Source organism: Pseudomonas guariconensis, from assembly GCF_024127895.1.
Taxonomy (GTDB): domain Bacteria; phylum Pseudomonadota; class Gammaproteobacteria; order Pseudomonadales; family Pseudomonadaceae; genus Aquipseudomonas; species Aquipseudomonas guariconensis_B.
Genome location: NZ_JAMYBK010000002.1, coordinates 284,911 through 306,273, shown reverse-complemented (window position 1 = coordinate 306,273; position 21,363 = coordinate 284,911). Strand labels below are relative to the sequence as shown.

Sequence of the window (21,363 nt, the reverse complement as noted above, 5' to 3'; positions counted from 1 at the left end):
ACTTTAATAGAGCCAAGATGATATCACTCCGATATCAATTTAATGCTCTTTGACAAGTTTGTGCGCTGGTTCACAAAAGTTGCCAGCGCCGATACAAGCCCATGCCACGGGCCGATATGGAGATCGATTTCTGGTGAACTCCTCGCTGCTGCTTGCCGCTGTTTCCGCAGACTTTCCCTGCGGCGACGACCTGGAATACGACCCGGACTTCCTGCAGCTGGAACGCGATGCACAGGGCCGTCCGGAGCGGGTCATGGGCGATGCCGTGCAGCCTGCCGAACCTCCCCAGTGGCGCGACATCGAACAGTCCTGCACCGCCCTGTTGCAACGCAGCAAGGACCTGCGCATCACCCACTTCCTGGTCCAGGCCAACCTGGCCCTGCATGGTCTGCCTGGCCTGGCGGCCAGCCTCGAACTGATCCGCGACCTGCTCGACGAGTACTGGCTGCACCTGCATCCGCAGCTCGACGCCGCCGACGACAACGACCCGACCGTGCGCATCAACGCCCTGGCCGGGCTCACCTGCGACACCAACCTCGCCCTGCTGCGTGACAGCATGCTGGTGCGCTCCCGCGCCTTCGGCCCGGTGACGCTGCGCGCCGCCCTGCATGCCGCAGGCCTGCAGCACTTCGCCAGCGAGCAACTGAGCGTCGAGGAACTGGCCGCCGCCCTGCGCGATGCCGACGCCGAGCAGCTGGAACAGGCCCGCCAGGCCCTGACCCTGGCTCGCGCGGCCTGCGAGGCCATCGAACGCCGGGTGAGCGACCAGGTCGGCTCGGCCAGCGGCGTCGACCTCGACGCGCTCAAGCAGCCGCTGCGCCAGGCCCAGCAGGTGCTGGCCGACTACGGCCCGGCGTCCTCGGCCGACGACACCTCGACCGACGCCGCCGAACGACTGCCGGTCGGCAGCCCAGGCGAATCGCCGCTACCCACGGCCCAGGCCACACGCCCTGCGGCCCGCCCCGGCGAAGTGAACAGCCGCGAGGACGTCGTGCAGAGCCTCGAGCGCCTGCTCCAGTACTACGCCCGCCACGAGCCCTCGAGCCCGCTGCCGGTGCTGCTGCGACGGGCCAAGAACCTGGTCAACGCCGATTTCGCGACCATCGTGCGCGACCTGATCCCCGATGGCCTGTCGCAATTCGAGAACCTGCGCGGCCCCGAAGGCGACTGACGCCGCGCGGACCGCTTATCACCGACGCCCGCAACGAACGAAGCCGCCGCACCGGCGACCAGGAGGAACAACGTGGCGAAAGACAGCTCCCAGAAATTCATCGCGCGCAACCGTGCGCCGCGGGTGCAAATCGAGTACGACGTCGAGCTGTATGGCGCCGAGAAGAAGGTCCAGTTGCCCTTCGTCATGGGCGTGCTGGCCGACCTAGCCGGCAAGCCGGCCGAGCCGCTGCCGGCGGTGGCCGAGCGCAAGTTCCTGGAGATCGACGTCGACAACTTCGACTCGCGCCTGAAGGCCATGCAGCCCCGGGTGGCGTTCAACGTACCCAACGAACTGACCGGCGACGGCAACCTGAGCCTGGACCTCACCTTCGAGAGCATGGACGACTTCAGCCCCGCCGCCGTGGCGCGCAAGGTCGATGCGCTCAACCAGTTGCTCGAGGCGCGCACCCAATTGGCCAACCTGCTGACCTACATGGACGGCAAGACTGGCGCCGAAGACATCATCCTGAAAGCCATCAAGGACCCCGCCCTGCTCCAGGCCTTGGCCAGCGCGCCGAAGCCGGCCGACAACGAGCCGAGCGCCTGAGGAGACCGCCCATGAACGATCCATTGCGCGAAACCCAAGCCCAGCCGGCGGCCACCGAGCAGACCAGCGAGTTCGCCGCCCTGCTCATGCAGGAATTCAAGCCCAAGACCGAGCGCGCCAAAGAGGCGGTCGAAAGCGCCGTGCGCACCCTCGCCGAGCAGGCCCTGGCGCAGACCAACCTGGTGTCCGATGACGCCATCGGCTCGATCGAGTCGATCATCGCGGCGATCGACGCCAAGCTCACCGCACAGGTCAACCAGATCATCCATCACCCGGACTTCCAGCAACTGGAAAGCGCCTGGCGCGGCCTGCACTACCTGGTCAACAACACCGAGAGCGACGAGCAGCTGAAGATCCGCGTGCTCAACGTGTCCAAGAGCGACCTGCACAAGACCCTGAAGAAGTTCAAGGGCACCGCCTGGGACCAGAGCCCGGTGTTCAAGAAGCTCTACGAAGAGGAGTACGGCCAGTTCGGCGGCGAGCCGTACGGCTGCCTGGTCGGCGACTACTACTTCGACCAGTCGCCGCCCGACGTCGAGCTGCTCGGCGAGATGTCGAAGATCTGCGCGGCCATGCACGCGCCGTTCATCTCCGCCGCCTCGCCGACCGTGATGGGCATGGGCTCGTGGCAGGAGCTGTCCAACCCGCGCGACCTGACCAAGATCTTCACCACCCCGGAATACGCCGGCTGGCGTTCGCTGCGCGAATCGGAAGACGCGCGCTACATCGGCCTGACCATGCCGCGCTTCCTCGCCCGCCTGCCCTATGGCGCCAAGACCGACCCGGTGGAGGCCTTCGCCTTCGAGGAAGACACCGACGGCGCCGACAGCAGCAAGTACACCTGGGCCAACGCCGCCTACGCCATGGCGGTGAACATCAACCGTTCGTTCAAGCACTACGGCTGGTGCTCGCGCATCCGTGGCGTGGAGTCGGGCGGCGAGGTGCAGGGCCTGCCGGCGCACACCTTCCCCACCGACGACGGTGGCGTGGACATGAAGTGCCCGACCGAGATCGCCATTTCCGACCGTCGCGAGGCGGAACTGGCCAAGAACGGTTTCATGCCGCTGCTGCACAAGAAGAACACCGACTTCGCCGCGTTCATCGGCGCCCAGTCGCTGCAGAAACCGGCCGAGTACGACGACCCGGACGCCAGCGCCAACGCCAACCTGGCCGCGCGCCTGCCGTACCTGTTCGCCACCTGCCGTTTCGCCCACTACCTCAAGTGCATCGTCCGCGACAAGATCGGCTCGTTCAAGGAGAAGGACGAGATGCAGCGCTGGCTGCAGGACTGGATCCTCAACTACGTCGACGGCGACCCGGCGCACTCCACCGAGACCACCAAGGCCCAACACCCGCTGGCGGCCGCCGAAGTGGTGGTCGAGGAGGTCGAAGGTAACCCTGGGTACTACAACTCGCGCTTCTACCTGCGCCCGCACTACCAGCTCGAAGGGCTGACCGTGTCGCTGCGCCTGGTGACGAAGCTGCCTTCGGCCAAGGGTGCCTGACCGACACGGCGCTGAACCCTGTCGGGGCGGCCTTGCCCGCGAAGAGCGGCAAGGCCGCCCCGACAAAACTGCCAAACGACGAGCGTTTCCGGAGAGACCATGGCTGTAGATATTTTCATCAAGATCGGCGACATCAAGGGCGAGTCCATGGACAAGGCCCACAAGGACGAGATCGACGTGCTGAACTGGAGCTGGGGCATGTCCCAGTCCGGCAACATGCACATGGGCGGCGGCGGTGGCGCCGGTAAGGTCAATATCCAGGACCTGTCGGTGACCAAGTACGTCGACAAGTCCAGCCCCAACCTGATGGCTCACTGCTCCAGCGGCAAGCACATCGACAAGGTCAAGCTGACCGTGCGCAAGGCCGGGGGCGAGAACCAGGTCGAGTACCTGATCATCAACCTCGAAGAGGTCCTCATCAGCTCCCTGAGCACCGGTGGCTCGGGCAGCGACGACCGCCTGACCGAGAACATCACCCTGAACTTCGCCAAGGTCACCGTCGACTACCAGCCGCAGAAAGCCGATGGCAGCAAGGATGGCGGCCCGATCAAGTACGGCTGGAACGTGCGCTCCAACGTCAAGATCTGACCGAGTACGCCTGCGGCCCATGCCCGCAGGCGTTTTCCTCGACGCGTCAGCCGCACCCGGTGAAGACCATGGCCAAGCCCTCGTTTATCAATCTGTGGAATGCCTACCCGTCCGACCAGTTTCCCTGCGACGGACCGTGGGACAACCAGTGCGCCATTCGCATGAGCATCGCCCTCAATGGGGAACGCAGCGTCAAGGTCAACGCCTCCAGCTACAGCGAACCGCGCTGTGCCCATGGCCATGCCCGGGGCGCGGAGTCCTTGGCCAACTGGCTGTGGAAACACCACCTGGGCGCCCCTGTGCAACTCAGCGGCAGCGCCGAGGACCGCCAGAAGCTGAAGACCAAGCGTGGCATCATCTTCTTCAAGGATTGCTTCGCCCGCGCCGGACAGTCGTTCGAGGACCGCAGTGGCGATCATATAGATCTCTGGGACCGTGGGTTGGTGACCGGCGAGTTCGCCGACCAGGCCCACCGCTCCAAGGCCGTCTGGTTCTGGGAGCTGAAATGAAACGGTGCCATACACTGCCGATGATCGTTCTTTCGTTGGCGACCTCAATGAGTGCCTGCGCGCAAGAACGTCCCGCCGCCACCGAGCCGCTTCCCGAGGGACCGCATGTCACACTGTCCGAGCGGCGCTTGACCTTGGAAAACCATCAGGGGCGTTGCGCCCTGCGCAGCAAGACAGACCAGACACTCCTGCAACTGGAAATACCCTGGCCGTGCCAGTTCAGCCCCGACAGGCGTTCCGGGGAGCCGCGCGTGGAACACTTCAACGGCGCGCAGATCATTATTGTCAGGCACATTGATTTCGATACCCCGACACCAGGCAGTTGCCGAAGCCAATACCAGGCCATCCGCTGGTTCAATAACCAGCTGGAACCCTCGGTCGTCGCCCACAGTGCCAGTTGCACGACCGGGGCTGTCGACCAGAAGAACTTCGTGGGCCTGTTCAAGTGGTAGCCGAAATCGCCGCCCGCGACCGCTTGCAGCCCTCGCTGCTGGATCGCCTGACCGACGACGATCCCGGCAACCCGCAGGAGGCGCCGGACAAGCGCGTGCTATCCCTGCAGCAGCTCAAGGCGTCGGTGTTGCGTGACCTCACCTGGTTGCTCAACACCACCTCGCTGCTCGACAGCGCCGCGACCCTGGACACCCCGGCCGGTGCCTCGGTGATCAACTACGGCCTGCCGGCCCTGGCCGGCAACAGCGCCTCGAACATCGACGCCCTCGCCCTGGAGCGCATCATCCACCAGGCCATCGTCACCTATGAACCGCGCATCCTCGCCCACACCTTGCGCGTGCGCGCCCAGGTCGCGCCCGCCGAAATGAACGCCAACGCCTTGAGCTTCGAGATCGAGGGCGACCTCTGGGCCCAGCCGGCGGCCCTGCCGCTGCTGCTGCAGACCGACCTGGACCTGGAGTCCGGGCATGTGCGCGTGGCCCCCGCCGACCGCCGGAGACGTGCATGAACCCGCGCCTGCTCGAGCTGTACAACCAGGAGCTGCAACACATCCGCGAAAGCGCGGCGGAGTTCGCCAGGGAGTACCCGAAGATCGCCGGCCGCCTGACCCTGGCCGGCATCGATTGCGCTGACCCCTACGTCGAGCGCCTGCTCGAAGGTTTTGCCTACCTCACCGCGCGAGTCCAGCTCAAGCTCGACGCCGAGTACCCGACCTTCACCCACAACCTGCTGGAGATCGCCTACCCGCACTACCTGGCGCCGACTCCCTCGATGACCGTGGTGCAGTTGCAGACCGACCCCGACGAAGGCTCGCTCGCCGCCGGCTTCCAACTGCCCCGGGGCAGCGTGCTGCGCGCCAACCTGGGCCGCGACTCGCAGACGCCGTGCGAATTTCGCAGCACCCAGGACGTCACCCTGTGGCCGCTGCGGGTGGCGCGCGCCGAATACTTCGGCAACCCCGGCGCCGTGCTCGGCCGCCTCGCCGCCAGCGAGCCACAGGCCCGCGCCGGGCTGCGCCTGACCTTGCGCAGCGGCGCCGGGATCCCCTTCGCCAGCCTGCCGCTGAGCCACCTGCCGCTGTACCTCAACGGCGCCGACGAAACCCCGTTCCGCCTGTACGAGCAGCTGCTCGGCAGCGCCTGCGCGGTGTTCGCCCGCCAGCCGGGCGGCGAGTGGGTCGAGCGCATTCCCCTGGAGCAGGCCCTGCGCCCCCGTGGCTTCGACGACTGCGAGGCGGCGCTGCCAGTGGTGCCCCAGGCCTTCCAGGGCTATCGCCTGCTGCAGGAGTACTTCGCCCTGCCCCAGCGCTTTCTGTTCGTCGACTTCGCCGGGCTGGAGCGGGCGGTGCAGCGCTGCACCGGCGAGGAGCTGGAGCTGGTGATCCTCTTCGAGCGCTTCGACCAGAGCCTGGAAAGCAGCGTCGGCGAGGCCCAGTTCGTGCCCTTCTGCACCCCGGCGATCAACCTGTTCCCGCGCCGGGTGGACCGCATCCACCTCACCGACAAGGTCAACGAGCACCATGTGATCGCCGACCGCACCCGGCCGACCGACTTCGAGATCCACTCGCTGCAACAAGTCACCGGCCACGGCACCGGGGCGGACCAAGCGTTCTTGCCGTTCTACGCCGTGCGCGACCCGTCGCGCTATGGCCGCGACCAGGCCTACTACATCGTGCGTCGCGAGCCACGGGTGCTGTCCAGCGAACAGCGGCGCAACGGTACACGCTCGAGCTACATGGGCAGCGAGACCTTCGTCAGCCTGGTCGACGGCCAGCACGCCCCCTACCGCCACGACCTGCGCCAGTTGGGCATCAGCGCCCTGTGCAGCAACCGCGACCTGCCGCTGTTCATGAACATCGGCGACGGCCGCAGCGATTTCAACCTGGCCGACAGCGCGCCGGTGTCCGCCGTGCGCTGCCTGGCCGGCCCCAGCCGCCCCAGGGCCAGCCATGCTCACGACAACCGCGCCTGGCGCCTGATCAGCCAGCTGTCGCTGAACTACCTGTCGCTGACCGAACAAGGCCAGGGCGCCGCCGCCCTGCGCGAGCTGCTGCGCCTCTACGGCGACAGCCAGGACGGTGCCCTGCAGTTGCAGATCGACGGCCTGCGCGAGGTCAGCGCCAAGCCTTGCACCCGGCGCCTGCCGATGCCCGGGCCGATCGTCTTCGGCCGGGGCCTGGAAATCACCCTGGCGTTCGACGAGAACGCCTTCCGTGGCACCGGGGTGTTTCTCCTCGGTGCGGTGTTCGAACGCTTCCTGACCCGCTACGTGTCCATCAACAGCTTCACCGAAACCGTGCTGCGCACCAGCGAACGCGGCGAGATCATGCGATGGAAAGCCAAGCCCGGATGCCGACCGACCCTGTGAACACGCTCCAGGCCATGCAGGCCGAGCCCTGGGAGTACGACTTCTTCCAGGCCCTGCGTCGCCTCGAGGCGGAACATCCCGAGCTGCCCCGCTTCGGCCATTCCCTGCGCCTGGCCGACGAGCCGGTGCGCCTCGGCCAGCGCCTGGACTGCGCCTTCGCCCCAGCCACCCTGGCCTCGGTGACGCCCGCCGAGGACGGCGGCCCGGCGCGCCTGGAGCAGTTCTTCTTCGGCCTCGGCGGCCCCAACGGCCCGCTGCCGTTGCACTTGACCGAGTACATGCGCGAGCGCCAGCGCAACCACGCCGACCCTACTAGCAAGCGCTTCCTCGACATCTTCCACCACCGCCTGCTGAGCCTGTTCTACCGTGCCTGGGCCGAGGCCCGGCCCACCGTCAGCCACGACCGCCCGGACGACGACTACTGGGCCGCACGCCTGGCCGCCCTGAGCGGCCGTGGCCTGCCGGCCCTGCGTGGCCAGGGGCCGCTGGCGGATACCGCCAAGCTGCACTGGTCGGGCCACCTGGCGGCGCAGACCCGCTACCCGGACGGCCTGTGCAGCATCCTGTCGGGCTACTTCGGCGTACCGGTGACCCTCGAGGAATACGTCGGCCAGTGGCTGGAGTTGCCCGAGCGCAGCCGCCTGGGCGCCCGTGCCAACCGCCTGGGCGTCGACCTGTGCCTGGGGCGCTATGCCTGGGACCGCCAGCACAAGTTCCGCCTGTGCCTCGGGCCGCTGAGCCTGGCGCAGTACCACGCCCTGCTCCCCGGCGGCAGCGCCTTCGTCGAGCTGGCAGCCTGGGTCGCCGAGTACCTGGGCCACGAGCTGGACTGGGACCTCAACCTGATCCTGCGGCGGGACGAAGTACCCGCCCTGCAACTCGACGCTGGCCGACGCCTGGGTTTCGACACCTGGCTCGGCCGTCCGCCACACGATGCCAACGACCTTGCGCTGGCCCGGTACTACGCCGAGCAGCCGGTCGAACCACCTGCCACAAGGAGTCAGGACCATGGGTGAAATCAGCCGCGCCGCGCTGTTCGGCAAACTCAACAGCATCGCCTACAAGGCCATCGAGGCCGCCACGGTGTTCTGCAAGCTGCGTGGCAACCCCTATGTGGAGCTGGCGCATTGGCTGCACCAGTTGCTGCAACTGCAGGACAGCGACCTGCACCGCATCGTGCGCCAGTTCAACGTCGAGCCGGCCCGCCTGGCCCGCGACCTGACCGATGCCCTGGACCGCCTGCCGCGCGGCTCGACCTCGATCACCGACCTGTCGTCCCAGGTCGAGGAAGCGGTGGAGCGCGGCTGGGTCTACGGCAGCCTGATGTTCGGCGAAAACCAGGTGCGTACCGGCTACCTGCTGGTGGGCATCCTCAAGACAGCGAGCCTGCGCAATGCCCTGCTGAACCTCTCGGGCGAGTTCGCCAAGCTCAAGGTCGAGGCCTTGAGCGAGCGCTTCGACGAATACGTGGGCGACTCGCCGGAGAACAACCTGGGCGCCAGCGACGGCTTCAGCGCCGCCGTGCCGGGCGAGGCCAGCGGCGCCGTGGCGCCGGCGGCGATGGGCAAGCAGGAGGCGCTCAAGCGCTTTACCGTCGACCTCACAGAGCAGGCGCGCAACGGCAAGCTCGACCCGATCGTCGGCCGCGACGAGGAGATCCGCCAGTTGGTCGACATCCTCATGCGCCGTCGGCAGAACAACCCGATCCTCACCGGCGAGGCCGGGGTGGGCAAGACCGCGGTGGTCGAGGGCTTCGCCCTGCGTATCGTCGCCGGCGACGTACCACCGGCGCTCAAGGACGTCGAGCTGCGCAGCCTGGACGTCGGCCTGCTGCAGGCCGGCGCCAGCATGAAGGGCGAGTTCGAGCAGCGGCTGCGCCAGGTGATCGAAGACGTACAGGCCTCGCCCAAGCCGATCATCCTGTTCATCGACGAGGCCCATACCCTGGTCGGCGCGGGTGGCGCGGCCGGTACCGGCGATGCCGCCAACCTGCTCAAGCCGGCGCTGGCCCGGGGCAGCCTGCGCACCGTGGCGGCGACCACCTGGGCCGAGTACAAAAAGCACATCGAGAAGGACCCGGCCCTGACCCGCCGCTTCCAGGTGGTGCAGGTGGCCGAGCCGAGCGAGGACAAGGCGCTGCTGATGATGCGCGGCGTGGCCTCGACCATGGAGCAGCACCACCAGGTGCAGATCCTCGACGAGGCCCTGGAGGCGGCGGTCAAGCTGTCGCACCGCTACATCCCGGCGCGCCAGTTGCCGGACAAGTCGGTGAGCCTGCTCGACACCGCCTGCGCCCGCGTGGCCATCAGCCTGCACGCGGTACCGGCCGAGGTGGACGACAGCCGCCGACGCATCGAGGCGCTGGACGTCGAGCTGCAGATCATCGCCCGCGAACAGGCCATCGGCGTCGTCACCGACCAGCGCCAGGCCCAGGCCGAGGCATTGCTGGAGGCCGAGCACCAACGCCTGGCCGGGTTGGAGGAGCGCTGGGCGGAGGAAAAGGCCCTGGTCGACGAACTGCTGGCCACCCGCGCGCAACTGCGCGAGCAGGTGGGCGTGGTCGACCACGAGGTCGATGCCCAGGGCAGCCATGAGCTGCGCGAGAAGCTGGTCGACCTGCAACAACGCCTCACCGCCCTGCAAGGCGAGAGCCCGCTGATCTTGCCGACCGTGGACTACCAGGCGGTCGCCTCGGTGGTCGCCGACTGGACCGGCATCCCGGTCGGGCGCATGGCGCGCAACGAGATCGAGACCGTACTCAACCTCGACACGCACCTGGCCAAGCGCATCATCGGCCAGGACCATGCCCTGAAGATGATCGCCAAGCGCATCCAGACCTCCCGCGCCGGCCTCGACAACCCCAACAAGCCGATCGGCGTGTTCATGCTCGCCGGCACCTCCGGCGTGGGCAAGACCGAGACCGCCCTGGCCCTGGCCGAGGCCATGTACGGTGGCGAGCAGAACCTGATCACCATCAACATGAGCGAGTTCCAGGAGGCCCACACCGTCTCCACCCTCAAGGGCGCCCCGCCCGGCTACGTCGGCTATGGCGAGGGCGGCGTGCTCACCGAGGCGGTGCGGCGCCGGCCATACAGCGTGGTGCTGCTCGACGAGGTGGAAAAGGCCCACCCGGACGTGCACGAGATCTTTTTCCAGGTGTTCGACAAGGGCGTGATGGAAGACGGCGAAGGCCGCCAGATCGACTTTCGCAACACCTTGATCCTGCTCACCACCAACGCCGGTACCGAGCTGATCGCCGACATCTGCAAGGATCCACAGGCCCTGCCCGAGCCCGAGTCGGTGGCGACGATGCTGCGCCAGCCGCTGCTGGAGATCTTCCCGCCAGCGCTGCTCGGCCGCCTGGTGACCATCCCCTACTACCCGCTCAGCGATGCCATGCTCAAGGCCATCGCCCGCCTGCAGCTGGAGCGCATCCGCAAGCGCGTGGAGAGCACGCACAAGGTGGGCTTCGCCTATGACGACGGGGTGCTCGACCTGATCGTCTCGCGCTGCACCGAGACCGAGAGCGGCGGCCGCATGATCGACGCCATCCTGACCAACGGCCTGCTGCCGGACATGAGCCGCGAGTTCCTCACCCGCTTGCTCGAAGGCAAGCCGTTGGCCAGCGTCGCCATCAGCCGCCGCGACAACGACCTGCACTATGACTTCGGCGCTGCCGGCTGACGGCGCGCCGTACGGGACGACCCATGCTGTTCAAGCAATTCACGCGCCTGGCGCAGATCAACAGCCCCCTGGGGCCGGACGTGCTGATCCTCAGCGAGATGGGCGGCAGCGAAGAGCTCGGCCGCCTGTTCGACTACGAGCTGCAGCTGACCAGCGACGATCCGGCCATCGACCTCAACCAGCTGCTGGGCAAGCCCATGAGCCTGTCGCTGCAACTGAACCTGGGCAGTTGGCGCCACTTCCACGGCATCGTCGCGCGCTGCAGCCAGGCGGTCGACAAGGGCCAGTTCGCCAGCTACCGGGTGACCCTGCGGCCTTGGCTGTGGCTGCTGACCCGCACCAGCGACTGCCGGATCTTCCAGCACCAGAGCGCGCCGCAGATCATCAAGCAGGTGTTTCGCGACCTGGGCTTCTCCGACTTCGAGGACGCCCTGAGCCGCAGCTACCGGGAACGCGAATACTGCGTGCAGTACCGCGAGACCAGCTTCGACTTCGTCAGCCGGCTGATGGAGGAAGAAGGCATCTACTACTTCTTCCGCCATGAGCAGGACCGCCATGTGCTGGTGCTGGCCGATGCCTACGGCGCCCACCAGCAGGCCCCCGGCTACGAGTCGGTGCCCTTCTACCCGCCGGATGGCCAGCATCGCGAGCGCGACCACATCAACGACTGGTACCTGGCCCAGGAAGTCCAGCCCGGCTCGCTGGAACTCAACGACTACGACTTCCAGCGCCCCAGCGCGCGCATCGACGTGCGCTCGGCCATGCCGCGCCCGCACCAGGCCGGCGACTATCCGCTGTACGACTACCCCGGCGCCTATGCGCAGACCCAGGATGGCGAGCACTACGCCCGCACCCGCCTGGAAGCGCTGCAAAGCCTGCACGAGCGGGTCGAACTGCGCGGCAATGCCCGGGGCCTGGGCAGCGGCCACCTGTTCAACCTCACCGGCTTCACCCGCCAGGACCAGAACCGCGAGTACCTGATCGTCGCCGCCCGCTACTACGTAGCCCAGGAGCGCCTGGAAACCGGTGGCGGCAGCGCATCGGCCCAGTTCGAGAGCAACCTCAGTTGCATCGACGCCCAGCAGAGCTACCGCCCGGTGGCCAGCACCCTGCGGCCGATCGTCAAGGGCCCGCAGACCGCGGTGGTGGTCGGCCCGGCCGGCGAGGAGATCTGGACCGATCAGTACGGCCGGGTCAAGGTGCACTTCCACTGGGACCGCCACGACCAGTCCAACGAGAACAGCTCCTGCTGGATCCGCGTATCCCAGGCCTGGGCCGGCAAGAACTGGGGCTCGATGCAGGTCCCGCGGATCGGCCAGGAAGTGATCGTCAGCTTCCTCGAGGGCGACCCCGACCGCCCGATCATCACCGGACGGGTCTACAACGCCGAGCAGACGGTGCCCTACGACCTGCCCGCAGGCGCCACCCAGAGCGGCATGAAGAGCCGCTCCAGCAAAGGCGGCAGCCCGGCGAACTTCAACGAGATCCGTATGGAGGACAAGAAGGGTGCCGAACAGTTGTACATCCATGCCGAACGCAACATGGACACGGTGGTGGAGCAGAACGAGACGTTGTCGGTGGGTATCAGCCGTACCAAGAGTGTCGGCATGATCGAAATGGTGACCATCGGCCAGGATCGCATCCGCGCGGTGCGCCACCACGACACCCTGCTGGTAGGCGCCAGCAAGACCGACAGCATCAGCACGACCTACCTCATGGAGGCTGGCGAGAAACTGCGCCTGGTCTGTGGCGATAGCGTGCTCGAACTCAACGCCAACGGTGAAATCAACCTCACCGGTGTGCGCCTGAACATCAACGCCAAGGACCATGCCCAGATCAATACCCCCGAAGGCACGCTCGACCTGAACATCGGCGGGGCGCCAGGCACCTCCTCCGGCCAGGACGGCAGCAAGGGCAGCATCGATGGCAGGGTCCAGGCGAAATTCCCCAAGGCCGGCCAGTAACAGGACAACGAATACATGATCTACCGCGTCAACGAGTTCCACCTCGCGCTGCCTGACGCCGACGTGCGTGACAACAGCATCAACATCCTGCGATTCGAGGCATTGGGTACCTCATTGGTGATCAGCCGCAGCCTGCTGGCCGATGGCGAAACGTTGCAGAGCAATTTCGACAGCCAGCTGCAACGCTTGCAGCAACAGGTCCAGGACCTGCGCTTCCAGGCTCCGCAGAGCGTGCGCCTTGGCGCGGCGCAGGATATCGACGGTATCGAGTTGAGCAGTCAGTTCAGCAAAGGCCAAGAGAAGGTCTTCCAGTACCAGCTCGCCCTGGTCTTGCCTGGCACCCGCAAGATGTTCGCCCTCAGCTACGTGAAGGCGCAGCCCATGGGCGAGGCCGAGGCAGGCCACTGGGGCGCGATCAAGCAATCGCTCGCTTTCGACAGCCTGGCCTGACGGTACCTGCGATGTCCGACGCACTCTGGGCCGCGCGCGAAGGCGACGCACTGATGCACACCTCGATGCTGGCAGACATCGTCGGCGGCGTGCTGGAAGTGGCGGCGACCGTTGCCATCGGTGCGTTGGCCACCGCTGCCGTTGGCGCCGCGCTTGGCATCACTGCCGCCACCGGAGGCCTGGGCTGCTTCGTGCTCGGCGCGGTGGTCGGTGTCGTGGTGGGCGTGGCCATGGCCAGTACCGGCGCCGATACGGCACTCAGCCGATTCTGCGAAGGGATCGGCAATGCGCTGTTCCCGCCGTCCATCCAGGCCAACATCGCCACCGGCTCGCACGACACCCATACCAACGGCAAGCCAGCCGCACGTGCCGCTGGCGTGGTCCTGCCGCCTCCTCCTGCGGACGCCTCGCTTGCAGAGGAGGAACCCGAGGAGGAAACCTTCCTCGACATGGCCCAGGGCTTCTTCTCGCAACTGTGGCGTCCCACGGTCGCGTCACCGGCCCCCAACACTGCACCGGCCGATGACGACAAGGTCATCTGCAGCAAGCACCCGGCTATGCCGCCACAGTACATTGCCGAGGGTTCGAGTAAGGTCAGCATCAACGGCCAACCCGCCGCTCGCAGCGGCGACCGCAGTACCTGCGAGGGTGTAATCGTCGATTCCGGGCTGATTTCCAGCGATGTACGCATTGGTGGCGAACCGATCGTGGTGCGTGAAATCCGCAGCGGCAAGACTCCCGGCGTCGGTCTGGCAGTCACGGCTCTGATGATGTTGCGAGGACGCGGGGGCAAGTTCTACAGCAAGCTCGGCTGCATGCTAGTCGGTGGCGCCACCAGTTTCGTCAGCGGACAGGTGACCGGTGCGCTGACTCGTGCGATCACTGGCTCACCGAACCCCGTGCACGCTGCCACGGGTGCGAAAGTCCTGGGTGGCGAGGACGAGCAGGATTTCAGGCTCGCGGCCCTGATACCACTGGAGTGGCAACGCTTCTACAGTAGTAGGGACGAGCGGCGCGACGGCTTGTTTGGTGCCGGCTGGAGCGTGTCCTACGAAGTCTTCGTACGCATCGAGGCCGACCCAGAAGGCGGTGAGCACCTGTTGTACACGGACGAGCAGGCACGGGTGATAGACATGGGTCACATCCCGCCCGGCGATGCTGTGTTCAGCCCCGGCGAAGGCCTGAGCGTACGCCGGGCCTTGAATGGCGAACTGCTCATCGAGGACATCGAAGGCCTTTACCGCCTCTTCGAGCCCAGCCCCGAAAAACCCGCACACCTGCGTTTGAGCCAACTGGGAGACCGCAACGACAATCGGCTCTACCTGCACTATGACGAGCGTGGACGTCTGTCGGGCCTGCGCGACACGTTCGACCTGGTACGCATACAGCTGCACTACAGCCCACAGTGGCCCTCTCGGGTCAGTACCATCGAGCGCGTTCATGACGATGGGAGCCTGGAGACACTGGCCAGTTATCGCTACGACGAACAGGGCGACCTCTGCGAGGTGCTTGACGAGAAAGGTCGCCTACGGCGCCGCTTCGCCTATGACGACCATCGGCACATGATCGAGCACCAGACAGCGTCCGGGCTTCGGTGTTACTACGAATGGCAGGACATCGAAGGCGAACGCCGGGTTTCCCGACACTGGACCTGCGCAGGTGACGAGTATTGCTTCAACTACGACATTAGCGCTGGCCTGACCCGCATCACCGATAATTTGCAGCGTGTCAGCATTCGTCGGTGGAACGCCCAGTACCAGATCACTGAGTATATCGACGCAATGGCGCAGGCCTGGTGCTTCGAGTGGAACGATGAGCGTCAACTGCTGGCTGCCACCGACCCGCAAGGTGGGCGCTGGCAATATTTCTACGACGAGTCAGGCAATCTTTCACAAACCATCGACCCCTTGGGGCGAAGCGAATCGACACAGTGGCTCGAACACTGGGCATTGCCCCGGACCCATCTGGACCCAATGGGCAATCGCTGGCACTACCACTACGACCAACGCGGCAACTGCGTTCGGGAATGTGACCCGCAGGGTAACGTTACCCGCTATCGCTATGATGTACATGGGCAGGTCGTGGCGGTTACCAACGCCGCCGGCCAATCGACGACCCGCCGCTGGAACCGCCTGGGGTTGCTCGTCGAAGAGGTTGATTGCTCGGGCTTTCCAACCCGCTACGCCTATGACCATCGGGGCCACCTGAGCCAGGTGATCGATGCCGAGAGTCGCACTACTCGATACACCCATGATGCGCGGGGCTGGCTACTGTGCCTGGAACGTCCAGATGGCAATCGCGAGCAATACCAACGCTCGACGGAAGGATTGCTGCTCGCTCATGCCAATGCGGCCGGGCATGTCACCCGCTACGAGTACAACCGACGTGGACAGGTCAGTCGCCAAGTGGATGCCGCTGGTCGCCAGGTTGGTTTCGAGTATGACGCCCAAGGCCGGCTTGTGCGGTTGAGAAACGAGAATGGAGAAAGCTATCGATTCTCTTGGGATGCCGATGATCGCCTCGTAGAGCAACGAGACCTCGACGACACCTGCAAGCAATACACCTATGACAGCCTGGGTAATTTGGTCCGATTGGTCTTTCACCCCGAACCTGGCAGCCCCGAGGTGCCCATCGTCCATACACTCGAACGCGATGCCGCAGGCAGGCTGGTTGCCAAGATCACGTCCGATGGTCGCACCGACTATCACTACGACGCACTGGACCAGTTGACCTCAGTGGAATCCACAAGCCCTGACGGTATTCGGCAAACATTGGACTTCACTTATGACAGGCTCGGTCAATTGCTGCAGGAACGGACAGCACGGGGGAGCCTGTCATACAGCTACGACGAGCTGGGTAACCTGACTGGGATACGTCTTGGTGACGGTCGCCAGTTGAATAGATTGATGTATGGCTCCGGGCATCTGCATCAGTTGAACCTCAATGGACATGTCATTGCGGATTTCGAACGCGACCGCTTGCACCGTGAGGTCACGCGCACTCAAGGGCGGCTGCTGTGCCGCAGCGAGTACGATCCGGTGGGGCGTTTGCGCAGCCGTGGTAGCCATGCAGCCGACCAGACAATTAACCCCTTGTCGGTGGCGCGACAGCACTTCGCCTACGATGGCGGCAACAACCTGGTCGAAGTCCAGGCCCTGAAAACCCAGGGCAACACCCTAGAGTCTTTAGGCTATGACGCGACAGGCCGAATACTCGTGCGCCACGACCCACTCGCAGGCCAGTACGAACACTTCCACTACGATGCAGCAGCCAACCTGCTCGACAGGTCTGGGAAGCCACCTATCCGTCATAACCGCCTGCTGTGCTATCAGGACAAGCACTACCGCTACGACGGTTTCGGCCGACTGGTCGAAAAGCGCAGCAACAGGCGAGGCATTCAACGGTTTCGCTACGATGCCGAACATCGGCTGATTGAGGTCCGTAACCTGTGCGCCGGGCGCGAAACTGTAGTGTCCATGCACTACGACCCCTTGGGACGACGCATCGCCAAGGAGGAGCGTACCCCGCAAGGGTTGCTTGTCGGCAGGACCGAGTTCACCTGGGACGGCCTGCGTTTGCTGGAGGAGCGTCGCAACGGACGAAGCAGCCTGTACGTTTATACCGATGCCGGTCATGAACCACTGGCACGCATCGACAGCGCAGGCGCCCATCAACAAGTGCTGCATTTCCACAATCACCTCAATGGGCTGCCACTACGACTGACGTCAGAGGATGGCGATACCAGGTGGGAAACCCGTTACGAGGTATGGGGCAACAGTATCGGAGAATGGCGTGCCCCAGGTCATGATGAGGAACAGAATCTCAGGTTCCAGGGGCAGTACCTGGATCGCGAGACGGGCCTGCACTACAACACATTCCGGTTTTATGACCCGGATATTGGACGCTTCACCCAACCAGACCCCCTCGGACTGGCTGGGGGCTGGAATCTCTATCTCTACAGTCCAAACCCGCTCGGCTGGATAGACCCGCTCGGGCTCACCGCCGGCTGTCCGAAGCTGGCACGCAGGAATCGCCATCACTCACGTTCGGCCACCTATACGAAACATACCCAGGCCAAGACGCAATCACAGGCTCAAAGCTTGTCGTCGCGTGGAGGAGCGGCTCAATACTGGGGCAAGGATTTGCCGGAAAACGCTACAGCCAAACAAGTCACAGCGTTCCGTAACCAAGTGGAGAAAGACGCGCTGCGGCACGGTACCGAAATCGATCTGGGCAACAAGGGCTCCTCCTACTACATTCACGATGCAGGGAAACCCATCGGATTCAATAACGGCAAACCGACCCAGTATGTCCGGGTAGAAGTAACCGATACACCAATGCCTGAATTCCATGGACACCCCATTTCCCAGGCTGACTATATGACCTACCTGAAGTCGCAAAAATGAACATCATTCAAGAAATCGCCTTGGCCCATCCTCTCGCAGAACTGCTGGTACCTACCGGCTGGCAGGTATCGAAGAATAATTTCATCGATGCCTCACCCGTCCTGCTCACCGGCATCACCGACGAGCATGCCCGCTTTCTCGCCGCAAAGAACTTTTTCGCCGACGACATCTTCATGGCCTCCAGCGAGCGAACATTCGACAGCGGCTTGCCTGTCACTGCCACCCTCGATGTCTGGTGCAGCCCCTTGGGTGACGAGGAGATCTCGCCCATCGAATATCAGGTTTCCATCTCGATACTCAAAGGCAAGAAACGAACGGCCCTGCTGTCCCGGACCCAATCGACGGAGGACCGTCATCACGCCCAGCGCATCATCAATGCCTGGATGAGCACATTCACCTGGCGAGTGATGTACGAGTTCGAAAACAGCGGCCTGCCTATCGAGCATTACTTTCCTGATCGGCCGATTCCGTGATTCGGCACCACACCACAAAGATAACGGCAGCGATGGACCTGGCCTTCAAACCAAGTACTTTCATCCGATGACCGACCGGCAACGACTCTACGAAAAGCACGAAACCAAGCTGGACCGCCTTTACGACGACATCGAAGAGGGCAAGCTGGAGCGAGTGCGCACATTTGCCCAGAAGTACCCAGACCTGCTGGCCCTGCCACGCTATGGCGAGGCCGGTGAAGAAGGCCTGCTGCATATGGCTGCCAGGGCTGGGCAAACCAAGATCTGCGGCCTGCTGCTCGAGCTGGGCCTGGATCCGAACCAGCCGTTCGTTGACGAAGGGCATGGCACTGCTCTCGCACAGGCCGCAAGCGAAGGGCACCTGGAGACCTGCGCATGCCTGCTCGATGCCGGTGCCTGGGTCGATGGTCTGCCACTGAGTGTCTGCCCTCCCCTGTATGCAGCCGCCCAGTCAGGCCACCGAGAGGTGGTCGCACTGCTCCTGGCGCGTGGTGCCGAGGTCAATCGCCTGCATCTGCGCTTCAACGACAGCGCGCTCGATGCCGCCCGGGCATGGGATCATCCACACACCGCCGACTTGCTGCTATCCCATGGGGCACGTAGCACCCTTGAGGTGGAAGCGGATGATGCCGAAGGTGCGGAGCAGGCCATTGTCACCTTCGTGCACAACACCGCTGGGTGGGTCTTGCCGAACGTCTTCAGCCCGCCCAGCGAGGATCCTCGCACCACACTGCATGTCAGCCTGCTGGATGGCAAAAGCGACTTCAAGCTGCTGTTCACTGTCGGCCTGTACCAGGCCGTACCGATGACCGAACTCTTCATCTGCCTACCGGGCGACTGGGCCCTGCCCCAGGCCAGACTGCCGCAGCACGGTGCCTGGAACTTCCCGGTGCAGTTGCTGGCACGCCTCGCCCGACAGACCTTGGAGCACGGGCCGCTCTGCGAGGGTATGTTGATTCAGCGCAGCGACCCGGGATATGCGGACCTGCCCTGGCCAGAGGCCGTGGATGCCATGCTGGTGGTGGACAAGCTCTGGAACGAGGAGCCTGCCGCGCAAGCCATACCGAAGGAGGAGCGTGTCACCCTGTTGATGCTGGCGCCGGTGAAGTTCACCAGCAAGGGCGCTCCCGTCGCCAAGGCCCTGGCAACGCTGGTCGAACGCAAGCGAACGGCGAGCTGGAAGACACTGGCACTGGCCATCCCTGCCTGACCCCGTTGGCGAGATGGCAGCGCCGGTCAGGTGACTCGGAAATGACAGGGTGTGCACTGTGACCCAACTGCTCGGAAACTAAAGAAGCGATTGCCATCGAATATGAGGTGGCTTACCCGGAACCCTCATGGGCCATGCCCGGTGCTGGTTCGAGGGGCAGCCGCTGGGCAGCCAGGAGCACGCCGGGTTGGCTTCGGCACAGCGCAGCGCTGCACATCGGCACAATCCACACCTCGGGTAAGAGTCTTTTACCAAAACCCCTGGTTTTCCGCGGGCGCCCTTTGCCTATCCTAGTGCGGGTCATCCTGCCTGCGATGGACCCATGAAACACACGCTTCCCACCCGCTACGCCTGCCTGGCCACCTGCCTGCTGTTCACCTTCGCCAGCCTTCCCTTTCTTGCCCAGCACGCCTGGCTCTGGCCCGTCACCCTGGTCACCGCCCTGCTCAGCCTGGTCGGCCTCAACGACCTGCGCCAACGCCATCATGCGGTACGGCGCAACTATCCGATCCTGGGCAACATCCGCTACCTGATCGAGACCATCCGCCCGGAGATCCGCCAGTACCTGATCGAGGGCGACGACGACAAGCTGCCGTTCTCCCGTTCGCAGCGTTCGCTGGTGTATGCCCGGGCCAAGAACGAGAGTGCCGAGAAAGCCTTCGGTACACTCAACGATGCCTACAAGCCGGGCTTCGAGTTCATCAGCCATTCGATGCTGCCAGCCGCGACCCCCGACCCGGCGTCGTTTCGCATCGACATCGGCGGGCCGCAGTGCCGACAGCCCTACTGCGCTTCGATCTTCAACATCTCGGCCATGAGCTTCGGCGCCCTCAGCGCCAATGCCATCGCCGCGCTGAACAAGGGCGCACGCCTGGGCCATTTCGCCCACGACACTGGCGAAGGCAGCATCAGCCCCTACCACCGTGCGCATGGCGGCGACCTGATCTGGGAGATCGGCAGCGGCTACTTCGGCTGCCGGACGGCAGATGGCCGTTTCGACCCGGTGCGCTTCGCCGAACAGGCTGGCGATGCGCAGGTGAAGATGATCGAGATCAAGCTCAGCCAAGGCGCCAAGCCCGGCCATGGCGGTATCCTGCCTGGGCACAAGGTCAGCCCGGAGATCGCCGCCACCCGTGGCGTGCGGGTCGGTGAAGACTGCATCTCGCCGGCAGCCCACAGCGCCTTCCGCACGCCGGTGGAGCTGTTGCAGTTCATCGCCCGCCTGCGCGAGCTATCGGGCGGCAAACCGGTCGGTTTCAAGTTCTGCCTGGGTCATCCGTGGGAGTTCATGGGGATCGCCAAGGCCATGCTGGCCACGGGCATCACCCCGGACTTCATCGTCGTCGACGGCAAGGAAGGCGGTACCGGCGCGGCGCCTCGCGAATTCAGCGACAACATGGGCGTGCCCATGCGCGAGGGGTTGCTGTTCGTGCACAACACCCTGGTGGGGCTGAACCTGCGGGATCGTGTGCGTATCGGGGCGGCGGGCAAGCTCGTCAGCGCCTTCGATATCGCCAGCGTGCTGGCCCTCGGCGCCGACTGGGTCAACTCGGCCCGTGGCTTCATGTTCGCCATTGGCTGCATCCAGTCCCAGAGCTGCCATACCAACAAGTGCCCGACCGGCGTGGCCACCCAGGACCCGCTGCGCCAGCGCGCGCTGGTGGTGCCGGAAAAAGCCGAGCGGGTTGCCAGCTTCCATCGCAACACGCTGCATGCCCTGGCAGAAATGCTCGCCGCCGCCGGCCTGGAACACCCTTCGGCGCTCAAGCCCAAGCACCTGGCGCGGCGCATCAGCCCCAGCGAGATCAGCCTGTTCTCCCAGTTGCACCACTTCCTCAAACCGGGCGAATTGCTCAGCGGCTCGATCGACAGCGAGTTCTATGCACGGATGTGGCGAATGGCCCGCAGCGACAGCTTCGCACCCCAGGTCAGTGACACCGAGGCGGTCGTACCGATGGCCACGGTGCGCCGGAAAGAAACAGCCCCGGCATAGGC

Annotated in this window: 16 protein-coding genes; all 16 read left to right on the top strand. The window is 65.0% G+C overall.

All coding sequences use genetic code 11. The features are described 5' to 3' along the window. Positions 1–133 precede the first annotated feature (133 nt). The 16 genes from tssA to NJF35_RS03865 all read left to right on the top strand — a co-directional run bounded on the left by tssA (position 134) and on the right by NJF35_RS03865 (position 21,361). Positions 134–1,171, top strand: a complete 1,038-nt coding sequence (tssA, locus tag NJF35_RS03940; protein ID WP_253080272.1) for a type VI secretion system protein TssA — start codon at positions 134–136, stop codon at positions 1,169–1,171. 72 nt (positions 1,172–1,243) lie between these two features. Next, complete coding sequence (gene tssB, locus NJF35_RS03935; protein WP_225786601.1) at positions 1,244–1,759, top strand: type VI secretion system contractile sheath small subunit; 516 nt, start codon at positions 1,244–1,246, stop codon at positions 1,757–1,759. Between the two features lie 11 nt (positions 1,760–1,770). Next, positions 1,771–3,264, top strand: coding sequence for a type VI secretion system contractile sheath large subunit (gene tssC / locus NJF35_RS03930; RefSeq protein WP_225786602.1), 1,494 nt, complete (start codon positions 1,771–1,773; stop codon positions 3,262–3,264). A 99-nt stretch (positions 3,265–3,363) separates the two neighbouring features. Continuing rightward, positions 3,364–3,852, top strand: a complete 489-nt coding sequence (locus tag NJF35_RS03925; protein WP_225786603.1) for an Hcp family type VI secretion system effector — start codon at positions 3,364–3,366, stop codon at positions 3,850–3,852. 68 nt (positions 3,853–3,920) lie between these two features. Then, positions 3,921–4,361 (top strand): type VI secretion system amidase effector protein Tae4, encoded by a 441-nt coding sequence (locus NJF35_RS03920; protein ID WP_225786604.1) that lies wholly within the window; start codon positions 3,921–3,923, stop codon positions 4,359–4,361. Further along, entirely contained in the window at positions 4,358–4,813 is a 456-nt protein-coding gene (locus tag NJF35_RS03915; protein ID WP_225786605.1) for a hypothetical protein, read from the top strand. Before NJF35_RS03920 ends, NJF35_RS03915 begins: the two co-directional genes overlap by 4 nt. Next, complete coding sequence (gene tssE, locus NJF35_RS03910) at positions 4,807–5,322, top strand: type VI secretion system baseplate subunit TssE (protein ID WP_225786606.1); 516 nt, start codon at positions 4,807–4,809, stop codon at positions 5,320–5,322. Before NJF35_RS03915 ends, tssE begins: the two co-directional genes overlap by 7 nt. Further along, entirely contained in the window at positions 5,319–7,181 is a 1,863-nt protein-coding gene (gene tssF, locus NJF35_RS03905) for a type VI secretion system baseplate subunit TssF (RefSeq protein ID WP_253080275.1), read from the top strand. Before tssE ends, tssF begins: the two co-directional genes overlap by 4 nt. Beyond that, complete coding sequence (gene tssG / locus NJF35_RS03900; RefSeq protein ID WP_225786608.1) at positions 7,145–8,197, top strand: type VI secretion system baseplate subunit TssG; 1,053 nt, start codon at positions 7,145–7,147, stop codon at positions 8,195–8,197. The genes tssF and tssG overlap by 37 nt, the downstream gene beginning before the upstream one ends. Next, on the top strand, positions 8,190–10,865 hold the full coding sequence (tssH, locus tag NJF35_RS03895; protein WP_225786609.1) for a type VI secretion system ATPase TssH: 2,676 nt from the start codon (positions 8,190–8,192) through the stop codon (positions 10,863–10,865). The genes tssG and tssH overlap by 8 nt, the downstream gene beginning before the upstream one ends. A gap of 23 nt (positions 10,866–10,888) precedes the next feature. Next, entirely contained in the window at positions 10,889–12,829 is a 1,941-nt protein-coding gene (locus NJF35_RS03890) for a type VI secretion system tip protein VgrG (protein ID WP_253080276.1), read from the top strand. A 15-nt stretch (positions 12,830–12,844) separates the two neighbouring features. Beyond that, positions 12,845–13,279, top strand: coding sequence for a DcrB-related protein (locus tag NJF35_RS03885; protein WP_253080277.1), 435 nt, complete (start codon positions 12,845–12,847; stop codon positions 13,277–13,279). A gap of 11 nt (positions 13,280–13,290) precedes the next feature. Further along, the gene (locus tag NJF35_RS03880; protein ID WP_253090685.1) at positions 13,291–17,685 is read left to right on the top strand and encodes an RHS repeat-associated core domain-containing protein; all 4,395 of its coding nucleotides are present in this window, start codon (positions 13,291–13,293) and stop codon (positions 17,683–17,685) included. Then, positions 17,682–18,158: a hypothetical protein gene (locus NJF35_RS03875; protein WP_225786613.1), complete on the top strand. Its 477-nt coding sequence runs from the start codon at positions 17,682–17,684 to the stop codon at positions 18,156–18,158. Before NJF35_RS03880 ends, NJF35_RS03875 begins: the two co-directional genes overlap by 4 nt. A gap of 67 nt (positions 18,159–18,225) precedes the next feature. Then, positions 18,226–19,368 carry an ankyrin repeat domain-containing protein gene (locus NJF35_RS03870; RefSeq protein ID WP_253090684.1) on the top strand — a complete coding sequence of 381 codons (1,143 nt, stop codon included), beginning with the start codon at positions 18,226–18,228 and terminating at the stop codon, positions 19,366–19,368. Positions 19,369–19,690: 322 nt separating this feature from the next. Then, a complete protein-coding gene (locus tag NJF35_RS03865) occupies positions 19,691–21,361 on the top strand; it encodes an FMN-binding glutamate synthase family protein (protein ID WP_225786615.1) in 1,671 nt (556 codons plus the stop codon). Positions 21,362–21,363 lie beyond the last annotated feature (2 nt).